The 21,086-nt window shown below is 45.1% G+C and carries 21 protein-coding genes; 4 read left to right on the forward strand and 17 right to left on the reverse strand.

The annotated features are described in order from the left end of the window. Positions 1-51: 51 nt before the first annotated feature. Positions 52-654, reverse strand: a complete 603-nt coding sequence (locus BGM23_RS15330) for a poly-gamma-glutamate hydrolase family protein (protein WP_003244789.1) — start codon at positions 652-654, stop codon at positions 52-54. Positions 655-759: 105 nt separating this feature from the next. Here BGM23_RS15330 and BGM23_RS15335 point away from each other — a divergent pair, with 105 nt between their 5' ends. Beyond that, a complete protein-coding gene (locus tag BGM23_RS15335) occupies positions 760-1,137 on the forward strand; it encodes a PH domain-containing protein (RefSeq protein WP_003245254.1) in 378 nt (125 codons plus the stop codon). Positions 1,138-1,176: 39 nt separating this feature from the next. On the opposite strand, the gene BGM23_RS15340 is transcribed toward BGM23_RS15335, so the two are convergent. Continuing rightward, positions 1,177-2,130 carry an N-acetylmuramoyl-L-alanine amidase gene (locus BGM23_RS15340; RefSeq protein WP_003244876.1) on the reverse strand — a complete coding sequence of 318 codons (954 nt, stop codon included), beginning with the start codon at positions 2,128-2,130 and terminating at the stop codon, positions 1,177-1,179. 120 nt (positions 2,131-2,250) lie between these two features. Between BGM23_RS15340 and BGM23_RS15345 the strand changes: the two genes are divergently transcribed. Then, positions 2,251-2,508: a YciI family protein gene (locus tag BGM23_RS15345; RefSeq protein WP_003232731.1), complete on the forward strand. Its 258-nt coding sequence runs from the start codon at positions 2,251-2,253 to the stop codon at positions 2,506-2,508. A 30-nt stretch (positions 2,509-2,538) separates the two neighbouring features. On the opposite strand, the gene phrA is transcribed toward BGM23_RS15345, so the two are convergent. The 3 genes from phrA to yjoB form a co-directional block, all read right to left on the reverse strand. Then, entirely contained in the window at positions 2,539-2,673 is a 135-nt protein-coding gene (gene phrA, locus BGM23_RS15350) for a phosphatase RapA inhibitor PhrA (RefSeq protein ID WP_003245487.1), read from the reverse strand. Beyond that, entirely contained in the window at positions 2,663-3,799 is a 1,137-nt protein-coding gene (gene rapA / locus BGM23_RS15355; RefSeq protein WP_010886491.1) for a response regulator aspartate phosphatase RapA, read from the reverse strand. The genes phrA and rapA overlap by 11 nt, the downstream gene beginning before the upstream one ends. A 144-nt stretch (positions 3,800-3,943) precedes the next feature. After that, on the reverse strand, positions 3,944-5,215 hold the full coding sequence (gene yjoB / locus BGM23_RS15360; protein WP_003245490.1) for an ATPase YjoB: 1,272 nt from the start codon (positions 5,213-5,215) through the stop codon (positions 3,944-3,946). Between the two features lie 148 nt (positions 5,216-5,363). Here yjoB and BGM23_RS15365 point away from each other — a divergent pair, with 148 nt between their 5' ends. Together BGM23_RS15365 and BGM23_RS15370 are read left to right on the forward strand one after the other, a co-directional pair. Further along, on the forward strand, positions 5,364-5,828 hold the full coding sequence (locus tag BGM23_RS15365) for a DinB family protein (protein WP_003245144.1): 465 nt from the start codon (positions 5,364-5,366) through the stop codon (positions 5,826-5,828). 224 nt (positions 5,829-6,052) lie between these two features. Next, on the forward strand, positions 6,053-6,817 hold the full coding sequence (locus BGM23_RS15370; protein ID WP_003245643.1) for a sulfite exporter TauE/SafE family protein: 765 nt from the start codon (positions 6,053-6,055) through the stop codon (positions 6,815-6,817). A gap of 38 nt (positions 6,818-6,855) precedes the next feature. Here BGM23_RS15370 and BGM23_RS15375 read toward each other — a convergent pair whose 3' ends face one another. The 12 genes from BGM23_RS15375 to BGM23_RS15430 all read right to left on the reverse strand — a co-directional run bounded on the left by BGM23_RS15375 (position 6,856) and on the right by BGM23_RS15430 (position 21,044). Further along, positions 6,856-8,349, reverse strand: a complete 1,494-nt coding sequence (locus BGM23_RS15375; protein ID WP_003245409.1) for a UxaA family hydrolase — start codon at positions 8,347-8,349, stop codon at positions 6,856-6,858. Next, entirely contained in the window at positions 8,346-9,788 is a 1,443-nt protein-coding gene (locus BGM23_RS15380) for a tagaturonate reductase (protein WP_029726236.1), read from the reverse strand. Before BGM23_RS15380 ends, BGM23_RS15375 begins: the two co-directional genes overlap by 4 nt. Before the next feature lie 74 nt (positions 9,789-9,862). Then, on the reverse strand, positions 9,863-10,864 hold the full coding sequence (locus BGM23_RS15385; RefSeq protein ID WP_029726237.1) for a LacI family DNA-binding transcriptional regulator: 1,002 nt from the start codon (positions 10,862-10,864) through the stop codon (positions 9,863-9,865). Between the two features lie 87 nt (positions 10,865-10,951). Further along, positions 10,952-12,220 (reverse strand): MFS transporter, encoded by a 1,269-nt coding sequence (locus BGM23_RS15390; protein ID WP_029726238.1) that lies wholly within the window; start codon positions 12,218-12,220, stop codon positions 10,952-10,954. Positions 12,221-12,267: 47 nt separating this feature from the next. Beyond that, on the reverse strand, positions 12,268-13,104 hold the full coding sequence (locus tag BGM23_RS15395) for an SDR family oxidoreductase (RefSeq protein WP_003245605.1): 837 nt from the start codon (positions 13,102-13,104) through the stop codon (positions 12,268-12,270). Next, a complete protein-coding gene (uxuA, locus tag BGM23_RS15400; protein WP_029726239.1) occupies positions 13,101-14,180 on the reverse strand; it encodes a mannonate dehydratase in 1,080 nt (359 codons plus the stop codon). The genes BGM23_RS15395 and uxuA overlap by 4 nt, the downstream gene beginning before the upstream one ends. Positions 14,181-14,205: 25 nt before the next feature. After that, positions 14,206-15,225 carry a zinc-binding alcohol dehydrogenase family protein gene (locus tag BGM23_RS15405; protein ID WP_029726240.1) on the reverse strand — a complete coding sequence of 340 codons (1,020 nt, stop codon included), beginning with the start codon at positions 15,223-15,225 and terminating at the stop codon, positions 14,206-14,208. A gap of 5 nt (positions 15,226-15,230) precedes the next feature. After that, on the reverse strand, positions 15,231-16,244 hold the full coding sequence (gene allD / locus BGM23_RS15410) for an ureidoglycolate dehydrogenase (protein ID WP_029726241.1): 1,014 nt from the start codon (positions 16,242-16,244) through the stop codon (positions 15,231-15,233). 104 nt (positions 16,245-16,348) lie between these two features. Beyond that, a complete protein-coding gene (locus BGM23_RS15415; protein WP_029726243.1) occupies positions 16,349-17,728 on the reverse strand; it encodes an MFS transporter in 1,380 nt (459 codons plus the stop codon). 67 nt (positions 17,729-17,795) lie between these two features. Beyond that, positions 17,796-19,217: a glucuronate isomerase gene (uxaC, locus tag BGM23_RS15420; RefSeq protein WP_029726244.1), complete on the reverse strand. Its 1,422-nt coding sequence runs from the start codon at positions 19,215-19,217 to the stop codon at positions 17,796-17,798. Between the two features lie 186 nt (positions 19,218-19,403). Continuing rightward, the gene (locus tag BGM23_RS15425) at positions 19,404-20,582 is read right to left on the reverse strand and encodes an NAD(P)/FAD-dependent oxidoreductase (protein ID WP_003232765.1); all 1,179 of its coding nucleotides are present in this window, start codon (positions 20,580-20,582) and stop codon (positions 19,404-19,406) included. A 39-nt stretch (positions 20,583-20,621) separates the two neighbouring features. After that, the gene (locus BGM23_RS15430) at positions 20,622-21,044 is read right to left on the reverse strand and encodes a helical membrane plugin domain-containing protein (protein ID WP_003220510.1); all 423 of its coding nucleotides are present in this window, start codon (positions 21,042-21,044) and stop codon (positions 20,622-20,624) included. Between the last annotated feature and the right edge of the window lie 42 nt (positions 21,045-21,086).

Genomic DNA, 21,086 nt, shown 5'->3' on the forward strand with positions numbered 1-21,086 from the left:
ACAACCCCAGCGTATGAAGGAATAGGCCAACCGTGCAGGTCCCGTCTAGTTTTATGTATAAAAGCCAAGCTTGACGGCTTCCACATATCGATCAAACAAATCGTTTTGTATGTAGCTTTTATCACGGCACCCAAAATTGCGGAATAGCGCATTTCGCTGTGCCGTGCTTACCTCCAATTGCAGTCCCATTTCTCTTTTCGTCCGATTGACAATATTGTTTGGGTGTACACCTGCCAGGCGGTCTTTCTCATTAGTGAGCTCGGCGCTAAAACCCGCTTCATTCAGACGCTCACAAATGAGCTTGGCTTTTTTACGATCCGCCCCGCCGACCAATGTATGCGGGATTTTCGGATCATAATACCCGTGAAACGCTAATGCGTAATGGTGGTCATTCACTTTTTCTAAAGCCAGCGGCTCATCAAAACGAATGCTAGTGAGATGCAAGGAACGGTTGTTTCGCTGCTTTAGACCCTCAAACAAATAGATGGAACATCGATCCGAAAATGCCCGCACCAGTTCACTGACGCCAGGCTCAATTCTGCCGCCGTGAGGACCGAGGACGATAAGCTCACTTCCGTTTTTCTCCTCATAAATAATCCGGTACTCCGACTCAGAAGCAGAAAGGGCCGCAAAGCTGTCATACATATCTTCCATCTTGAACGCCCCCCTTTACCAGTCAGCACCAGTTTACTCTACTCATCTATGAATGAAAACCTTTTTTATAGTATGATTTGATAGAATACGCAGAGGAGGTATATGATGGGGTTTATTGATGGATTACTCGGCAATGCATCAACACTGTCAACGGCAGCTGTGCAAGAAGAGCTTGCCCATATTTTACTTGAGGGTGAGAAGGTTGAAGCCGCGTTTAAGCTGGTTCGCGATTTGATTGTCTTTACTGACAAGCGGCTTATCCTTGTAGATAAACAGGGAATTACAGGCAAGAAAACGGAATTTCAATCGATTCCGTACAAAAGCATTTCCAGATTCAGCGTGGAAACTGCCGGCCGCTTTGACCTTGATTCAGAGCTGAAAATTTGGATCTCCGGCGCGGAACTTCCCGCTGTCTCAAAGCAGTTTAAAAAAGATGAAAGCATTTATGATATTCAAAAGGTGCTTGCCGCAGTTTGTATGTAAGGCGAAAAGACGGAAGCTTCACAGCTTCCGTCTTTTCATTTACAGCTTTTCCTCCATCTTCGCTTTCGTTTTCGGACCGTAAATCCCATCAGCCGTTAAACCGCTGACAGACTGAAAACGTTTCACTGCATTAGCTGTTTTCGGGCCATAAACGCCGTCAACGCCGTGATTTTTCGCTCCTTTATCAGGATAAAAATAAAGAGCGGCTAAAGCAGTCTGCACCTGCTTTACTTTTGTCCCTTGCGTCAGCGGGCTTGTCACTTTGATCACGCCGGATGGGAGCGGATATGAGGATGCGGCATGGCTTTTAGAAGCAGATGCCGTCTGAGGCAGTTTGATCACCTGTCCGATTTTGATGTGGTTCGGGTCAGTGATATGATTTATGCTTTGCAGCGTTTTCACACTGGCCCCGTGTGATGCGGCAATCCCTGACAGTGTGTCACCTTTTTTTACATGATATTCAGACGCCGAAGAAGAGACTGCAGCTTTTTTCGCTGATACGCCCCCGTTTAATTCCTTTTCAATCGCCGCCTTCACTTGATCCCAGCGCCCCTCTGATAAAATGCGGTGCGGGCAATACTTTCCGCTCCAGTCCTGATGCTTTCTCACCCGATCGATGCCCCAGCCGCGCTCCTTCAACAGCTGTGCAACAAATGAAATCGCCAAGGCTTCAGCTGCCTCATACTTCGGGCCTCCCGATTTGCTGTAGCAAATCTCAACACCGATTGATTTGCGGTTTCCCGGACCGTTTGTGCCGTCACCAGTGTGCCAAGCGTTTCGGTTAAGCGGCAGACCTTGAATCACCTCTTGATCATCGACCGCAAAATGAAAGCTTGTCGAGCTTGTGTTCCCGATCATATAGCTGATTTCATTGGCCGCTGATGCATCGTTTGCCGTGTTGTGAATGGTAATGTATTCAGCGGACATTGCATTAGGACACTTCAACGCGTATTTCGCCTCAGAAACCAAATTTTTCTTTACTGGAATGCTCACCTATCATCTCTCCTTTTCTTTTTTCATAAATAGGTGGCATTCGTAGGACGAAAAGCTCATATCATCTATCACCGTAATATGGATAAATGTGTTAAACTGAAGTTCACGGAGGGTCTGAATATGTATACATATTTAATGCTGACAATGAGAACGGAGAAATTTAATCAGGAGCATGTGGCTGGGCACTATGAATTTCTGGATCGTTTACAGGCAGAAAAACGTTTAAAAATGTTTGGGCCATTCAGCGACGCCACAGGCGGAGCGTATGTCATCGAAGCAGATTCACTGGAAGAGGCAGCGGAAATCGGCCATGCGGATCCGCTGGTGGCAAGTGGATCTTCTGAGCTGACGATAAAAGAATGGAAGCTGAAGAAATAAAAAAGACCCCTAAGGGTCTTTTTTTATGCATCATGTTTGATTGCGTGCCGCAATATGAAATGTTTTCCCTTCTGTGTTTGCTGTTTCACCTGCATGAACCATCACCTGAGTAAAGCTGAACCCGACCGCAACGAGCAACAAACCTGACATCCATTTAGATTTCATATAAACAATCTCCTCTCTGGATTTGTTTTTGTGCGTGCACCATTTTCTCATAAAATGAAAGTGCTTTTTCGGGCTGTCCGTTTTCTATATAGAATTGGGCAGCATCATGCGCCAGCTCTTCAATATAAGGATACAGCATATGTTCTTCAAGAAATTGAAAGGTGTGTGAGACTGATTCTGTGTCAATGTTTTTTCCGTATAACGCATGTAAAAATTGAAAAAGCTCCACAAATAATTCATCACTGTATTGACGGGCGATTTCCAATCCTTCACGATACTTTTTTTGCGCTTCGGCGTCATTTTTTTGTTTATACAGAACTTGTGTTAAAGAGTAGATAGAATGCGGAAGATTATCGAACTTTTCCGACTTGCAAATAGAAACAGATTTCCCAAAGTATTCGGCTGCCTTTTGCAGTTCACCCATTTTCTCATAGCAGTTTCCGAGATTATATAGGGCAGAACTGATCAGGCGGGGATTGCCTTCTTTCTTTGCAAGATCTAAAGCCAGTTCTAAGTGGGGCAATGCTCTTTCTGGATACTGCATATCATCATAATTACCTGCAATAACGAATTCACATTGGATTCTGCGGACGGTGTACGTTTCATACATTTGGTATGTTTCTAATGCCTGAACGGCGTAGCTCATCGAAACATAGGTTTGTTTTAAATTGTAAAAAATCTCAGCCATTTTAAAAGCAAACTCTGCTTTCTCAATATCATCCGAGACGAGGGCAAGATTCTTTTCTGCCCGTTTATAATACATCATGGCACTGACAAACATCTTCTGCTTAAATTCATACATTCCTCGAAAAAAATTAAAGTAATATTCGAGAAGCCCTGTCAGCTTGTACTGATTCCCTTCGATGTCTTCTAACAATTCTGAAAACTCTAGCTGCGACGTGTCCTCTCCAAAAGGCTTAATGTAATCCAGCATGACACGGTGCCTGAACTCCATTAAAGAATAATACAGCAGCAAATCTTGGTCTTCTTCCATATCCTCAATTTCTCTTTCTACTTCGAGCTTGACCCGTTCGGCTTCAGCGACGTGGAACTGCCGGATATGAGTATACCATTCATTAATTTTAAGCCCGACATAAGAGGACGGAATCGTCTGCTTCATCCTCAATTAATCCCCCCTTTTGAATTACCCGAGATATGTCATATTTTATCATATTTACAAGAAAAAGAAGAACGCAAAATAACCGCAATTGTCGAATTTCGGCTAACCGCAACAAAAAAGCACGGGTTTTTCAAACACCCGTGCTTTCTTTTAGTGAAAACCGACTTTGTTTCTTTCCATCCAGCTTCCCCGCTGGCTTTTTCTTTGCTCTCCTGTCATGTCTTTCACCATGGTTTCAATATGGTGATTCCCTTCTTGGTGCCATTGAAGGGCTGAAGATACATATAATTCTCCCAGCTGTGCAAAGGAAAAGCCTTCTGTAAGTTTTGCGGCGTTTTTTATTTCTCCTTCACTCAAAAAGATGCCAAAGCCTCTCATTTTCATATATTCCAGCCGCAGCTCTTCATCCGGAAGCCCGATTTCATAGGCACGGTCAAATCGTCCTGCACGATTCATCAAACCTGGATCGATCTCTTCGGGATAGTTTGTCGTACCGATGAGAAATAGCCCCTCTTTTGATGTCGCGCCGTCCAGCGTATTGAGAAAAAAGGACCGCACATCTTCCGGCATCGAATCTATATCCTCGATGACCAGAACTGCAGGAGCGAGGCGTCTCGCTGCCTGAAAGACTTCTTCTATTGTCTCGCTCGACGTAAATTCAGTAATTTGCCAATAAGCAACAGGTGCATCGATACTGCCTGCGATCGACTTCACTAACGTCGTCTTTCCGTTTCCAGGAGGTCCATATAACAGAATGCCGCGCTTGTAAGGGATGTCATATGTTTGATAAAACGATTTATCACTATGAAAAAACTGATCAATTGATCTGTATATCTCTTTTTTCAATAGCGGATTCATGATGACTTGACTCCGCTGAACCTCTCTGACAATGGCTTCCTGCTCTCTTGAAGTCCCTCCATCTCCATCCGTAAACACGGTCACTTTCCGCTTGCTTTTTTCCCAAAGACGCGGTCTGACTCCCTCCAGAAATGCACGCATCTTTTCATCGTTAACCGCAAACAGACAATCAAAACTCATAATGCTCCCATCTTGAAAATATGGAATTCTGGCAAAAGCAACTCCCTTTTCAGGATACGCGTATACACTGTTTCTTATAGACTTATGGACGGTATAATCCGGTTCTTTCTCATCTTCATCGTAAGCAAAGGTTTTCTTTTCAAGCTTTTCAAATATATATGCCACATGCTCAGGCTCCAATGAACCGCTGCGGACATCTTCTACAAGAAGCTCCCAGTATTCCGTATTTGGATCATCACTGGCATAGAGCTCATAGAATACACCGTATTGATCATAAAGCGTTTCTTCAATCCGTGTGATAAGGTAACCGAAAGTGCCGTAGCCCGCCGCAGCTCTTTCATTCTCTTTTTCTTCGTACTGATAAATGAAAGGTATGTTAGTCATGTTTATACTCCATTTCATGTTTTGTGAACGTTATATATACGATTGACATAGCATTTTGTTTCATCCCACAGCATATTACTTGTGAATTCATAACCGTTGATATAGGATTTCATTGCACCATTTATTTTTACATATGGAGGAGATCATAATGTGCCAATCCAATCAAATTGTCAGCCATTTTTTATCCCATCGAAACGTGACCAATGAGCTTGCCGAAAAAATCAGCAAAGACCATTACAGCTACAAACCGGCAGAAACATCAATGTCAGCAGAAGAGCTGGTCAAACACATTCTTACGTCTTTCCACTTGTTCGCAAATGTCATTAAGGAAGGCAATGCCTCACCATTTCAAAACAAGCAGGAAGAAACAGAAACAGATCTCAATGTTCTGGCAAAAACATATACAGAAAAAACGGTCGCTATCCTTGAACAGCTGACTGAAGAGCAGCTGGACAGAGAAATTGATCTGACATCCGCTTTCGGCAGAAAAGTCACAGGCCGCGCGCTGCTTCAGCTTGCAATGGAGCATGAAATTCACCATAAAGGCAACCTGTTCGTGTATGTGCGGGAAATGGGCCACACTGAGCTTCCTTTCTATCAGCAGCGCATGTAGCGTAAACAAGAAAAAAGATACCTGTTAAGAGGTATCTTTTTTTTGCGCCTTTAGTACTTCTCGATTTCGTCCAGACACTCATTATAGGGCAAATGAATAGAGATATTGAGCATACCAAAATTTCAAGCAACTAACGTGCAAAAATTCAAAAAATTTAATTGATTAACGCGTCCTAATCATATATAATCTGATAAAAATAGTCGGGTTTTCAGGAGGCCTTTATCATGAGTGTAAGCATCATATTGATGGGTTTGTTTGTCGGAGCCTTAGTCGGATTGACGGGAGTGGGTGGAGCGGCCTTATTAACTCCCCTTTTAATTGTGCTTGGAATTAATCCTTCCATCGCGGTCGGTACGGATCTTGTATATAACTCGATCACAAAGCTGTTTGGCGTTGCCTCCCATTGGCGGCAGAAAACGATTAACTTTAAATTGGTAAAATACTTAGCCATCGGCAGTATTCCGAGTGCTTCGCTAGCCATTGGCATATTGCATTTGTTCCCCGCCTTTCACCAGCATCAGGAAGAAATTATTAAGCACGCTCTAGGATATGTGTTAACGCTGGTTGCCATTTCAATCATCGTTCGTTTGTTTTTGGATAGAAAACTTCGCCCCAACCGCTGGCAGCTGATGCCGCTTGAAAATAAGAGGGCGCTGACAATTCTTATTGGTGTTGTGTTTGGGTTTATCGTCGGATTAACATCAATCGGGTCCGGCTCATTATTTGCAATCGCCATGATTTACTTATTTAACATGAAAGCGTCACAGATTGTCGGAACCGATATCGCGCATGCTTTTCTTCTTGTTACGGCAGCAGGCATTTTGAACGCAAGCTTCGGAAGCGTGGATTACATGCTGGCAGCTAATCTGCTCCTCGGTTCAATTCCCGGCGTACTGATCGGGAGCCATCTTTCGCCTCGATTCTCCCCGCGTCCACTGCAATTTATTATGGCTTCCATTATTTTAGTCAGCGGTTTAAAATTGATTTAATGAAGAAGGCTATCCGCTTGAAGGATAGCCTTTTCTTATTATAACGTCACACCCGATTTAAAAATGGCGAGTTCTTTGAAATCATTTTTTTCATGGTTCACAAGCTGGCCGCTTGCCACCTCAATCATATAGTGGATAAACTCACGCAGCACATATTCCTCATGAACATCATCCTCTGCTAAAAGGCCTGCGTTAAAATCAATCCAATGCGGCTTCGCCTCATACAGCTCGGTGTTTGTCGCTACTTTCACCGTCGGGACAAAGGTGCCAAACGGCGTGCCTCTTCCCGTTGTAAAGAGGACAATTTGGCAGCCGGCAGCCGCCAATGCGGAGGAGGCGATCAAATCATTGCCCGGTGCGCTCAAAAGAGTCAGCCCTTTTGTCTTGAGTACTTCACCGTATTTCAAGACATCCGTGACAGGAGAAATCCCCGCTTTTTGCGTACAGCCCAGCGATTTATCCTCAAGTGTAGAAATGCCGCCCGCTTTGTTGCCCGGTGAAGGATTTTCGTACACCGGCTGATCATGTTTAATAAAGTATTGTTTGAAATCATTGATTAAATCGACTATCTTATGAAACACTTCTTCATTGGCAGCCCGCTGCATCAGGATGGTTTCTGCGCCGAACATTTCCGGTACTTCCGTCAGCACAGTACTCCCTCCCTGTGCAATGAGATAATCTGAAAAACGTCCAAGCAGCGGGTTTGCGGTTATGCCGGAAAAACCGTCCGAACCTCCGCATTTCAGCCCGATCTTCAGTTCAGACAGCGGAATGTCTTCTCTCTTATCTCCTTTGGCCGCTTCATGAATTTCCTTCAGCAAAGCAACGCCTGCCTCCATTTCGTCGGTCACCGACTGGGATTCCAGAAACTTCACCCGCTTCAAGTTCACATCTTGCAGTGCTTCCTTCATTCTTGCCAGCTCATTGTTTTCACAGCCAAGCCCTAACACCAAGACGCCGCCGGCATTTGGATGGCGAATGGCATTCAGCAGGATCTGCTTCGTATTTTCATGATCGTCGCCAAGCTGCGAGCATCCGTATTGATGCTTTAACACCAGTACGTTATCAAATGGAGCGATATCCCCTGTTTCTCTGACAAAACGCTGCAGCATTTTTTCTGCTATTCCATTGACACAGCCGACAGTTGGGACAATCCACAATTCATTCCGTACACCCGCATCTCCGTTTTCTCTTCTAAAACCTTTAAACGTCCGGTTCTCATTAGAATACGGATTTTCATCAAATCTCGGTGTATAGCTGTATAATTGGATATCAGACAGGTTTGTTTTCGTATTATGGACATGAATATGCTCTCCGATCGAGATATCTTGTGATGCATGACCGATTGGAAACCCGTACTTGACGATGCTGTCGTTTTCTTTGATAGACTGCAATGCAATCTTATGGCCTCTTTTTATATCATCCTTTACTTCAATCGACACGCCGTAAGCATGCAGCCTCTCTCCCTTTTGAATATCCCGCAGAGCAAGAAGGACATTATCTTGCTTATGAATCTTTATAAACGACTTCAACGTACCTCTCCCCCTTGTATGCAGTATTGTTCAAGAGCCCTCTGCATGCCCAGCTCATGAATATGATTCAAGTAAACAGCGACTCTATCAGTCAGCTTCGGTATCTCATTGAGATCTGCCCCCCACAGCCGCTGTTCGCCTAACACTCTTGATGCAATCCGAAGCATGTCGCCATCCTCCTGACACCAAACCTCTTTGAAAAATTGAAGAACTGCCGGATCATCCTGCAATGTCTCGTTATCATGATAAAAATACAGAAGAGCACTGAAAGAAAACACCAAGCGTTCAGGAAGCTGTCCCTTTTGTTCAGCATATTCCTTAAGAGTCGGCAGGTTTCTCGTTTTGAATTTGGAAACGGAGTTCAATGCAATGCTTTCCAGGTAATGCTTAATATACGGGTTTTTAAAACGGTTCAGCACATCGTCAGCATACTGAGAAAGACCTTCCATTTTTAAAACAGGAAGAATTTCGTCGTCAATCAGCTCTCTTATAAATCGCCCAACTTCCGGATGCTCGACAGCATCCCTAACAGTTTTTAAGCCGTATAATAAAGCCACTGGCGTCATTGCTGTATGAGCGCCATTTAAAATCCTTACTTTTTTAGTCCGGTATGGGGTGAGGTCGCTGACGATCTTTGTATGGAGCCCTGCAGCCGCAAAGGGAAGTTCTCTTCCAATCCAATCAGGCCCCTCGATAACCCATAAATAATATTGCTCTCCCACAACTATCAAATCATCCTGATAGCCAAGATCCGCCGTGATCTCATCAATGCTGTCGACGGGAAAACCCGGAACAATCCGGTCTACTAAACTATTACAAAATGTATTGGCCTCATGAAGCCACTGTGTAAATCCTTCCCCCAGCTTCCACAGATGTGCATAATGAAGAACCGTTTCCTTCAGCTTTTCACCGTTCTTCTCGATCAGCTCACATGGGATTAGGACACACCCTTTTGTCTGATCTCCTTTAAAAGCCTGATAGCGGAAGTAGAGAAATGCAGTTAATTTCCCAGGGAATGTTTTTTGCGGCCTATCCTCTAAACGATCTTTTTCATCACATACGATCCCAGCCTCAGTGGTGTTGGAGATGATAAACCGAAGCCTTTCGCTTGATGCCAATTCTTTGTATGCTTCATAATCAGAAAACAGGTCAATTCCCCGGCTGATTGAGTTGATAATCATATGCTCGTTTACCGCTTCTCCATCTTTCATTCCTTGTAAAAAAAGCGTATATAATCCATCTTGCTCATTTAATCGTTTGATTTTTTCTGAGCCCCTTGGCTGAACAACCACCACACTCCCATTAAAATCAGTGTGTTGATTCAATTGATCAATCTGCCAATCGATAAATCCCCGAAGAAAGTTTCCTTCTCCGAATTGGAGAATTTTTTCTGGATACTGAGTATAGTGATCGTACACATTTTTATTCAGCTTCTGCACCCTTATTGCCTCCCTCTTTTTATGCACACGTTAACATTTTTCTGTATAAAGAATGCCCGCTGAAAAACGGGACATCACGTCGTCAATCGTCTGACTGAATCACGCACCATAAATTCTGTGTTTTCCAAGATTTTTTCTGCTTTTGTTTCGGGCTTGCTGATCAGAGACAAGAGTTTTTGCGCGCCAAGCACGCTGATTTTCTCCACTGGGCGCTTTACTGTTGTAAGTCTTGGCGTGATGTACTGTGAAAACCCAATATCATCAAACCCGATCACCGAAATATCATCAGGAACGCGCAGGCCTTTTGCGAATATTGCATTCATCGCTCCGATTGCCATGTCATCATTCGAACAAAAAACAGCGGTTGGAGGATTCGGCAGCGCCAGCAGCCGCTCCATCGCTTGAAAGCCGCTTTCCATATCGTACTGTCCTTTGACACTGTATTCATGCTTGATCGGAATATGATGTTGAATCAGTGCAGATAAGTAGCCTTCCTTTCGCTGCTGGGAGGATTTAAAGCCTTCGATCCCCTCGATGATGGCGATGTCTTGATGTCCGGACTGAATGAAGTATTCTACAGCTTCTTGAGAGCCTTCCTTGTCATTGGACAAAATATTCGTGATGGTGCGATCATCAATATCACGATTCAGCACGACAAGCGGAATGTTTTTTTCGCGAATATGGTAAATAAAAGAATTATCAATGTCACTTTGGCTCATTAAAATGATGCCGTCATATCTCATCGGTGTAACGGAGTCATAGTTTTTCAGATCATCAATGCCGCGCACATACAGATTGTAATCCTCACTTATGGCTTGATTGACGCCTTTAATTGTGTCTGCAAAGAAGCTGTGTGAGGTTCCGTTTGTAATGCTTGTAAAGAAAAGCCCGATCGTATGCGACTTTTGCATCGCCAGACTTTTCGCATTTACATTTGGTGTATAGTTGAGCTGCTCTGCTAGCTCTAATATCTTTTTCTTCGTATGTTCTTTGATGTAAGGGCTGTTGTTGAGTGCTCTGGAAACGGTTGTGTGGGATACGTTTGCGAGTTTTGCGATATCTTTTATGGTTACCATCTAATTCCCTTCCTTATCATACCGGCTGCGATTATTTACTGTATATTGTATCATCAAATATACCGCCTCTCCCACTATATTTCCAGATTAATAAGACACAGGATTCTCAGCTTCTGTTCCCGCTGGCTTGCCAATGATTGGACGGACAAAACGAATCACAGCAAGTGAAGCGAAGACAGCCAGCCCTCCGGCAAGCAAAAATGCTCCAGAAAACGTGCCTGTTTGGTCAACAATAAATCCGGTTAAAGCCGGGCCGATAATTCCTGCCGTGTTGGCGAGGAAATGCATGAAGCCGCCAACAGAACCGACATTGTTTTGATCAACCACATCTTGAATGACAGCCCAATAGATAGCACCGGTCAAATAAAGAAAGAACACTGACAGAGCGACAAGAGTGACAGCCCCTGCAGTCGTTGCCACAAGCCCGGCAAAACCAATCAGGACAGCTGATGAAAACAAACACGTGACAAGCACAACCTTGCGCGAAAACAGCACACCTTTTCGGGCCGTTTTTTTGTACACATAGTCAGAAACAAATCCCCCCGCAGCCAGCCCGATAAATCCTAAAATCCACGGTATGACCGTGATGACACTCATCAATTCAACACTTAATCCCCGCTCGTCGACAAGATAGCTCGGAAACCACGTCAAAAAGAAGAAGAGGATGTAGTTGTAAGCGAAAAAAGCGAACGCCGTGAACAGGACCGTTTTTTGCTTCAGATAAAAGGTGAGCGGAATTTTTTCTTCGGGAGACGTTTCTGCTTTTATTGCCGGTGCTTCCTTGATCGTCTCTTGCGGCTTTTCTTTGACAAACTTGAACCAGAGCACTGCCCATATCAATCCAATAATCATAATGAGAACGAAGGACACCTTCCAGCTGAACGCCACTGCGATCATGCCGACTATCGGGCCGGAAATGGCTCCCCCGAGCGGCGTGCCGCTGTTGGTTACACCGATAACAGACGCCCGCTGGGTCGGCGGGAACCAGTTGTTCACCATCTTGTTGATGGTCGCCGAAAGCGGGCCTTCTCCCATTCCGAAGAGAATGCGTATAATCAGCAGGCTGACAAAGCCAAAAGCGAGGGCGACTGCTCCGCTAAACAGCGACCAAACAACCATCGCGACAAACAAGGTCAGCTTTGCCCCATAGCGGTCGGATGCCACGCCCCCAAGAAAGTTAAAAATCGCATAACCAATCGAAAAACTGCTGAAAATCAAGCCCATTTGCGTGGCAGACAATGTGAGATCATCCTGAATAAAAGGAGCTGCAATGGAAAGCGCCGAGCGATCCAGGTAATTAATCACCCCTGCCAGGAACAAAAAAAGGATAACGGGAAGCTTATCTTTTGAAAACATCTCAACCTCACCCCTATGTTGGTTCAGTTTCTGTTGCACCGCTTTCGTTACACACCTGAATAAGCCATAAATCCTCCATCGACAGGAACGGTGATCCCAGTGACAAAACCGGAATAGGATTCATCCGCCAGCCAAAGAAGCGTACCGAGCAAATCCTCGGGTTTTCCGAAGCGCTTCATCGGTGTTCCTGCAATAATTTTGTGAGATCGGCTGGTGAACGTTCCGTCTTGGTTGATCAGCAGATCATGATTTTGTTTTGTCAGAAAGAAGCCTGGGGCAATCGCATTGACCCGCAGCCCGGTTTCGGCAAAATGAACAGCCATCCACATCGTAAAATTATTGATGGATGCTTTCGCGGCACTGTATGCCGGAACCTTCGTCATAGGTGAATAAGCACTCATGGAAGAAAGGTTGATGATCGCCGGTGAATCGGCTTTCAGCAGCTCTTTTCCAAACACTTGCGAGGCCAGAAACGCACCGGTGAAATTGGTGGAGAATACAGTTAGAAAGCCCCTCTCATCCATATCAAAAAAGGATTGGCCTTCTCCCGCTTCTTCATATGTCTCCACATCGGTTATCGCGTCAGGATGATTGCCGCCAGCCCCGTTAATTAACAGATCAACAGCGCCAAATTGGCCAAGGATGTCTTCCTTTGCCCGCTCCAGTGACATCCTGTCCAGCACATCCGCAGCAACAGCGCACGCTGTGCCGCCAGCCGCCGTTATCTCCTTCACGACCGCTTGGCCTTTTTCAGCCGTCCGATTCAAAATCGCCACCTTCATGCCATGACGGGCTAGCTCCCGGGCCATCGCAGAGCAAAGCACGCCGCTGCCGCCAGTGATGACAGCCGTTTTACCAGCCAGGTTCTCATGCAGCGGGATCATATGCCCACCTCTTTTTTTGCCATTGCTTCATAAGCGTCCCACAGCCCGTTCAAATACATGATGCCAAGTGCCCGATCGTATAAGCCATATCCCGGGCGGCATTGCTCGCCCCAAAGATGGCGCCCATGATCCGGTCTGACATATCCTTCGTAATCCTGCTTATGCAGTTCTTCCATCACGCCTTGAATGTTGATCGAACCATCCTTTGTTAAATGAGATGTTTCAATAAAATCGCCATTCTCATAAATTTTCACATTGCGAATATGTGAAAATGGAGCGATGCCGGCATACGTTTTAGCGATCTCCACCATGTCGTTAGCGGGATTGGCTCCCATTGAACCTGTACAAAAGGTGATACAATTAGACGGTGAATCTGATATCGCCCGCAGCTTCTTATAGCTTGCCTCTCCTGTGATAATGCGCGGCAGTCCGAAAATCGGCCACGGCGGGTCATCCGGATGAATGGCCATTTGAACACCATAGGCCTCAGCAACAGGAAGAATTTCCTGCAAAAAGAATGATAAATTGTCCCATAACTTTTCTTCATCGACCGTTCTGTAGGCAGCAAAAAGCTCTTTGATCCGAGCTAATTTTTCGGGCTCCCACCCCGGCAGTGTCATGTCAGATGCATCCTCCACCGTCCGAATCAGCTCTTGAGGATCAAGGCTTTCCACCTTGGCCTTTTCAAAAAACAGAGCGGTCGATCCATCTTCTAGCGGCCGGAACATGTCCGTGCGTGTCCAGTCAAAAACCGGCATAAAATTATAGCAGATCACTTTCACGCCAAATCCGGCAAGGTTGCGGATCGTTTGCTTGTAGTTTTCAATATACCGGCCGCGTTCTTCGTTCCCAAGTTTAATTGCTTCGTGAACATTCACGCTTTCTACAACTTCAGCATGAAAACCATAGGATTGAATATATTCGGTCTCGGCTCGGATTTCTTCTTTTTCCCACACGTCGCCGACAGGCTTTTGATGGAGAGCCCAAACGATGCCTTTGACTCCGGGAATTTGCTTCACGTGTTCAAGTGTGACTGTATCGTTGCCTCGTCCATACCATCGGAATGTCATATTCATGCTCGCACCTCCGGATTCAGTCATTTTAATCAAACGTGATGACGGCTTTCCGCACCTGATCTGGATGCTCCTTAATAAACTGAAATGCATGATGAACGTCATCAACTGAAAATGTATGGGTCACCAGCCCGTTATGCACTAACCGGCCTCCATTCAAAAGCTCTACCACTTTTGGAAACTGATTGGTCTGCAATCGCGATCCGGTTATCGTGACTTCTTTTTTTGTAATCGGCAGCTGAGAAATCTGAGCCGCTCTTTCATCAAATCCAAGCACAACCACATGTCCCGCCGGTGACACAGCCTCAATTGAAAGTGCAAAAGTCTCCGGCAGGCAAACAGCATCAATGACCACGTTTGCTCCTTCATTCCCAGTCCATTCATGGACCCGCTCGGCAACATTTTCTGCTTGGACATTTACAACAGCATCGGCGCCGTTTTCTTTCGCAAATGCCAGCCGCTCGTTGTTCAAGTCAGTCATCATGACAGCAGCGCCCGCCAGTTTTGCCATTTTTAACACACAGATCCCGATGGGTCCCGCTCCCTGGATCAGGACGGTATCACCTTTTTCCACCTGGCCTCTCCACACTGCCTGGGCGCCTATCGTATAAGGCTCGGCCATGACTGCTTCCTCCCAAGGCAAGTCCTTTAAGACCGCGTGAAGCTGCCTTTCCGGAAGCACAATATATTCCCGCATGCCTCCGTCCTCATGTACGCCAAATACAGAAAGCTTGGCGCAAACATTCGGCCGCCCTTTGCGGCAGGCATAGCACGATCCGCAATAAGAAATCGGCTCAATTACCACATGATCACCGGGTTTTAGGCTCTGTACTTTCGCACCAACTTCCTCCACTTGTCCCGTTACCTCGTGTCCGATGACTCTCGGGAGGGTAGCAAGCGGATTCGTTCCATGATAAATGTGCATGTCTGAACCGCAAATGCCGACTCGCTTGACTTTCACGAGCACTTCATCATCCTTTGAAAGAACTGGCTTCTTCACCTCCGCTGTCACCAGATCATACGCTTTTCGCACTTGAACCGCTTTCATTTTTCTCACCTGCTTTTTAAGAATTCATACACGCTCCGGACGATAGAAATTCCGTTTTTCTTATTTCTTTCTTCATGCAGCTGCTCGATCTCGCCGGGCACATACACTCTTTCGAATCCAACAGCCGGCGGTGATTGCTGCAGTTCATCGATCATGGCATCCATCTGCTCTAAAAACGTATCCCAGTCAGTAAAAAAGGCTGGATTGATCGCGCAAACGTAATGCCCCAGCTTTCTTTTTTGATCAAGGCCGCTGTACATTTTGGCAATATGAGGGCCAAAAGCCGCGCCCGCCAGCAATCCGGAAAACACATCCACTACAATCGATAGTCCATAGCCTTTCGGGCCGCCGAATGTTGAAAGTGAGACGACCTTGTCAGGATCAGTTACTGCTTCTCCGTTTTCATCGACTCCCCATCCTTCAGGAATTTCTTTGCCCTCTTCACGGGCCTGCAGAATCTTCCCAAAAGCCACTTTGGATGTCGCCATATCTAGGATAAACGGTTTTTTATGCTTAGCCGGAACACCGTAAGCAATCGGATTTGTCCCTAAAAAAGGAGTCCTCCCCCCAAACGGGACAACGATACTGTCTGTATGCGTCATTGCTATTCCGATCAGCTTTTCGTCAGCCGCTTTTTGCACAAAATAGCTTAGCGCTCCGCAATGGCTGCTGTTTACGGCCGTGACCATGCCGACTCCTTTTTTCTTCGCCATGTCAATTGCATGGTCCATCGCCATGTCGCAATTCACATGACCGAAACCATCGTCTCCGTCAAGCACCCCGGTCACAGGCCCCGTTTCTTTAAAAACAGGCTGTGCCCCAGGATTGATCCCTCCCGCTAAAAGCCTGTTCACATAGTGTTCTGTGCGCAGCACGCCATGCGAATGTACATTGCGCAAATCAGCGTGCACGAGAACATCTGCTACTTTTTCAGCATCTCGTTCATTCAAACCGGCACCGGCCAGCTTTTGCCGAACGAGTTCCTTTGCTTCTTCAGCTGCAATTGTTATCGTTTTCAAGCAAGTGCCTCCTTCCTTTTCAGTTTTTTGGGCACTCTCCTAGCGAAACCCCTACAAACACATTTTATTTACAAATTATTTTAAATATTCTCTATATTATATTGTCAGATCTTTTGATGAAGATCCTGAACGATCTGAGCATGCTGCTGGTCTGTGAGTTTATAAAGAAAGCCGATAATGATCATCGCTAATGCCAAAGCAATGGCCGGATACAGAAGAAGCAGCGCTTTGATGCCAATCAGCGCCTGTGCTGTCTGGACTGCATTCGGGACATAGCCGATAATCCCCAAACCGATCCCCGAGAGAAAGCCAGACAAAGATTGAGCAAGCTTTCTTGAGAAATTGAAAAGTGAATATGTCGTTGCTTCCTTCCGTTCACCGGATTTCCATTCGCCATAGTCGATAATATCGGAGACAAGAGCCCACGTGATGCCATTTGGGATACTGATTCCGATAAAGGCGATACTGGCGAGAATTGTAAACACATATACGTTAGATGGGAGCATAAAGTTGATCAGATCCGCGGCCACACTGATGCCGAAGCCGATCATTGCCGTTCGTTTCTTTCCAAACATCTTGACGAGCTTTGGAAGGAATACGACGCCCAAAAAGGAAGAACCAATAATGATGAAGTTCATATAAGCCATTAATTCAACATTGCCCAAGTTATATTGTGCGAAATAGACGAGCATGGCGGATTTAATGTTGTATGCGGAAATTGAAAAAATCGTCATCAGGACAAGGGTTAACAGCGGTTTATTTGTAATAAATGTTTTGACGACAGATGAGAGTGTTAATTTTTCTTTTGGTGCTTCCGATATGACAATGCGCTCTTTGCAGTTGCGGTAGCAAATATAAAACCAAAACACACCGAGTGCGGCGAACAAGCCCATGACCACCGGGTAGCCGACCTTCGGATTATCAAACTTGATGAGCAGCGGCATCACGGCCACACTTGTGATAAACAAGGCGCCAAGTGATCCGATTTGGCGGAACGTCGAAATGGAGGTCCGGTCCTCAGAATTTTGAGTCATCGCTGCCCCTAATGAGCCGTACGGAATATTCACAAATGAATAGCCGATGCCCCAAATCATATAGGATGCATATGCATAAATCAGTTTTCCGGTCGTTGATACATTGGGAGACAGAAAAATAAGAACAGTAAGCACCGCAAGCACGATGCTGCCGATTAATAGATAAGGCCTGAATTTCCCCCGTTTGCCGATATTTTTGCGATAATCGATTGATGAGCCGACAATTGGATCTGTTATCGCCGCAAACAGCTTACTGACTAAAAAAATGCCGCCGGCCATCGCAGCGGGGATTCCCGCTACATCAGTGAAATACTTCAATAAATAAATCTGGCCGAGATCAAACATAAAACCGTTGCCAAAATCACCAAAACCATAGGACATTTTCTCTTTCAATGAAAGCCTTTTTTCCGTTTCGACCGACACAACCTTATTTGCCAGTTCAGTTCGCATGTTCCACCTCTGTGTCTTAAGAATTTTCGGATAGTGATCCGCTCAGCGATACTGAGCGGATACTTTGTTACACGTTTGCTTTCTCTTCTTGAAATTGAAAGTAGTGTTTCGCATTGTCATAGCAAATCCCCTGAACGATGCTTCCCAGAAGCTCCATATCGCGCGGCACTTCGCCGTTTTCCACCCATTCTCCAATCAAATTGCAGACGATCCGCCTGAAATATTCGTGGCGCGTATACGAAAGAAAGCTTCTGGAATCGGTGAGCATGCCGATAAAACGGCTGAAAAGGCCAACATTTGATAACGCTTTCATTTGGTCGAGCATCCCGTCTTTAGTATCGTTAAACCACCAGGCTGTGCCGAATTGTATTTTTCCTGGGGTAATACCGTCCTGAAAACTGTTGATCATGCTGGCGATGACATAGTTATCATTTGGATTCAGTGAATATAAAATCGTTTTCGGCAGCTGGTTCTTCATCTCAACTGAGTTCAGCAGCTTGTATAAAGGCTTAGCAATTTCTTCATCGTTCATTGAATCATAGCCTGTATCAGGTCCGAGCCTTTTCATCATTTTTGTATTCGTGTTTCTTAAAGCGTTGATATGAAACTGCATCGCCCAATCGAGCTCCGCATACAAACCGCAAAGAAACTGAAGCGTATGTGTCTTAAATTTCTTCTCATCTTCATAAGAAACCTCTGTTCCTTGTAATCTGTCAGAAAAAATCCGTCCAGCTTCTTCTTTTGTTGTTTCGGCAAATACCATTGAATCTATCGCGTGATCAGAAACTCTGCCGCCGGCTGAGTGGAAGAATCGCACTCGTTTTTCCAACGCATTTAAAAACTCATCATAGGTTGTAATCGATATGGCGGCGGCATCTTCAAGCGCCTGCACCCACTCAGGAAAGCCTTCACGATTGATCTCAAGTCCTTTATCCGGCCGAAATCCAGGCAGCACGCTGACAGGAAAGTCTTTGTCTTCTCTTAATAATAGATGGTATTCAAGAGAATCAACAGGGTCATCTGTGGTGCACACGACCTTTACATTTGATTTCACGATTAAATCCCTTGCCCCGAAGCCTTCCCCTTTGAGCAGTTCATTTGTCCGTTTCCATATAGCCGGCCCAGACTTCTCGTTTAAAATCTCATAAATGCCAAAAAAACGCTGCAATTCTAAGTGAGTCCAGTTATAGAGCGGATTGCCGATCGCCATCGGCACGGTTTTCGCCCAAGCCATAAATTTCTCCTCATCAGGCGCATCTCCGGTGATGTATGTCTCCTCAATTCCATTGGCTCTCATGATGCGCCATTTATAATGGTCACCATACAGCCAGGCTTCCGTGATGTTTTGAAATGTCTTATTTTCATAGATTTCTTTCGGACTTAAGTGGCAGTGGTAATCAATAATTGGCATGTCTTTCGCAAAATTATGATAGAGGCTGACAGCGGTTTCATTTTTCAATAAAAAGTTTTCGCCCATGAAGGGTTCCATGTCCTCACCGTCTTTCATTCTATTTCAAAATGTTAACGTTAACATTTTGATTTGTTTTTATTTTACCTTTATATTCCTCTGGGATCAATAAAATGAAATGTTAACGCTGTCATAAACATAAAAAAGACATTGCCAGAAAGCACTCGGTAAGGAACGCTTTTGGCAATGTCAGATTCATTAAAAGGATTAGTAAGCCAGGCTGAAAAGTCCTTTAATGTGTGTTAAGTAACGTACGTTACTTGCTTCTTTCATCAAGGAAGCAGGAAGACCTTTAAGCGGTGTAGAATTAGCACCAATGATGGCAACTGCGTCTTTGCGTCCAAGGCTTGCAAGTGTACCAGAGTTTACTGGCTTGAATGTTTCAAGCGTTTTGCCTTCCAGGTAAGCGAATAGGTTGTAACCGATCAGCTCACCCATTTGCCATGCGATTTGTGCAGTTGGCGGGTATGGACGGCCGTCTGGACCGAAGTAAACTGCGCTGTCTCCAGCAACGAATACATCTTCATGAGATGTAGATTGCAGGAAGTCATTTACAGTCGCGCGTCCGCGGTTCACTTCTAGACCTGATTCACCGACTAATGGGTTACCTTGTACGCCGCCAGTCCAAACAAATGTGTTGGCAACAACTTTAGATCCGTCTTTCAGATCGATTACGTTTCCTTCTACATTTGTAACAGGAAGACCTGTTAAGAACTCAACGCCGCGTTTTTCAAGGCTTGCAGTCGCACGCTCGATAAGATCATCCGGAAGAACAGGAAGGATCTTCGGACCTGCTTCAACAAGTTTCAATTTGATTTCTTTATGGTCTACGCCGTATTTTTTCGCAAGGTTCGGCATGATGTCAGCAAGCTCACCAACAAGCTCAACACCTGTTAAGCCGCCTCCGCCGATAAGGATTGTTGCATCTGCTTCGTTTTTCGTTTTAGAGTACTCGCGCACACGATCTTCAACATGTTGGAAGACTTTGTTCGCATCGGCAGCAGATTTCAATACCATGCTGTTTTCTTCAAGACCTGGGATGCCGAAGTAAGCCGTTACAGAACCAAGACCTACAACAAGCGCATCGTAAGTTAATGTAGAACCGTCAGCAAGCGCAACTTCTTTTTTATCAACAGAGAAAGAGCTTACTTCCGCAATTTTAAGATCAATGTCTTTGCCTTTGAAAAGTTTTTCTAATGGCATTGCAACCGCTTTTTCAGACACGTTGCCTGCAGCAAGGCGGTGTAATTCCGTAATGATTTGGTGAGTTGGGTATTTGTTTACCACTGTCACGCGTGCTTGTTCTTTTGTGTAATGTTTGCGAACTGTTAGAGCAGAAAGAACTCCGCCATAACCAGCGCCTAGAATGACAATATGTTTTGACATCGTATATCCTCCGTCCTTTATATCAATTTGAATCTGAGATTATTTTTGGTTTTCGCGTTCGTTCATGACTTCAAGGTAGCTGTTAGCAAAACGGAACAGCTTTTGAGCTTGAGGATCTTTCAGCATGCGAAGAAGGCCGAAAAGTCCAATTGTTTCGTTGCTTGCTTCCGCGCGGTCTTTTGCTTCAATCGCAGTCGCAGCTACTTCTTTCGCTGTTTCTTTTACAGGCTCGAGAATTTCAGTGATCGCACCGACTGTGTCGCTCTTTAACACTTCGTCAGTCGCTACAGACTGAGCGAAATCATAAGACTTCGTTAAAATATTCACTAACTCAGTCAGCTTCGGAAGCTGGTCAACTAAAACAGTCAATGATTCTTGAACTTCTGGCTTTAATAGCTGATCAATAAGATCTTGCTGGCTTTGGCTGACAGACGCATTTGTTTGATCGATTGTTTCTGGCATATCCAATTCTCCTTTACTATAAGCAGTTTGCTGATTTTTTTG

Source organism: Bacillus sp. FJAT-14266 (assembly GCF_001719225.1).
In the GTDB taxonomy this organism is placed as follows: domain Bacteria; phylum Bacillota; class Bacilli; order Bacillales; family Bacillaceae; genus Bacillus; species Bacillus subtilis.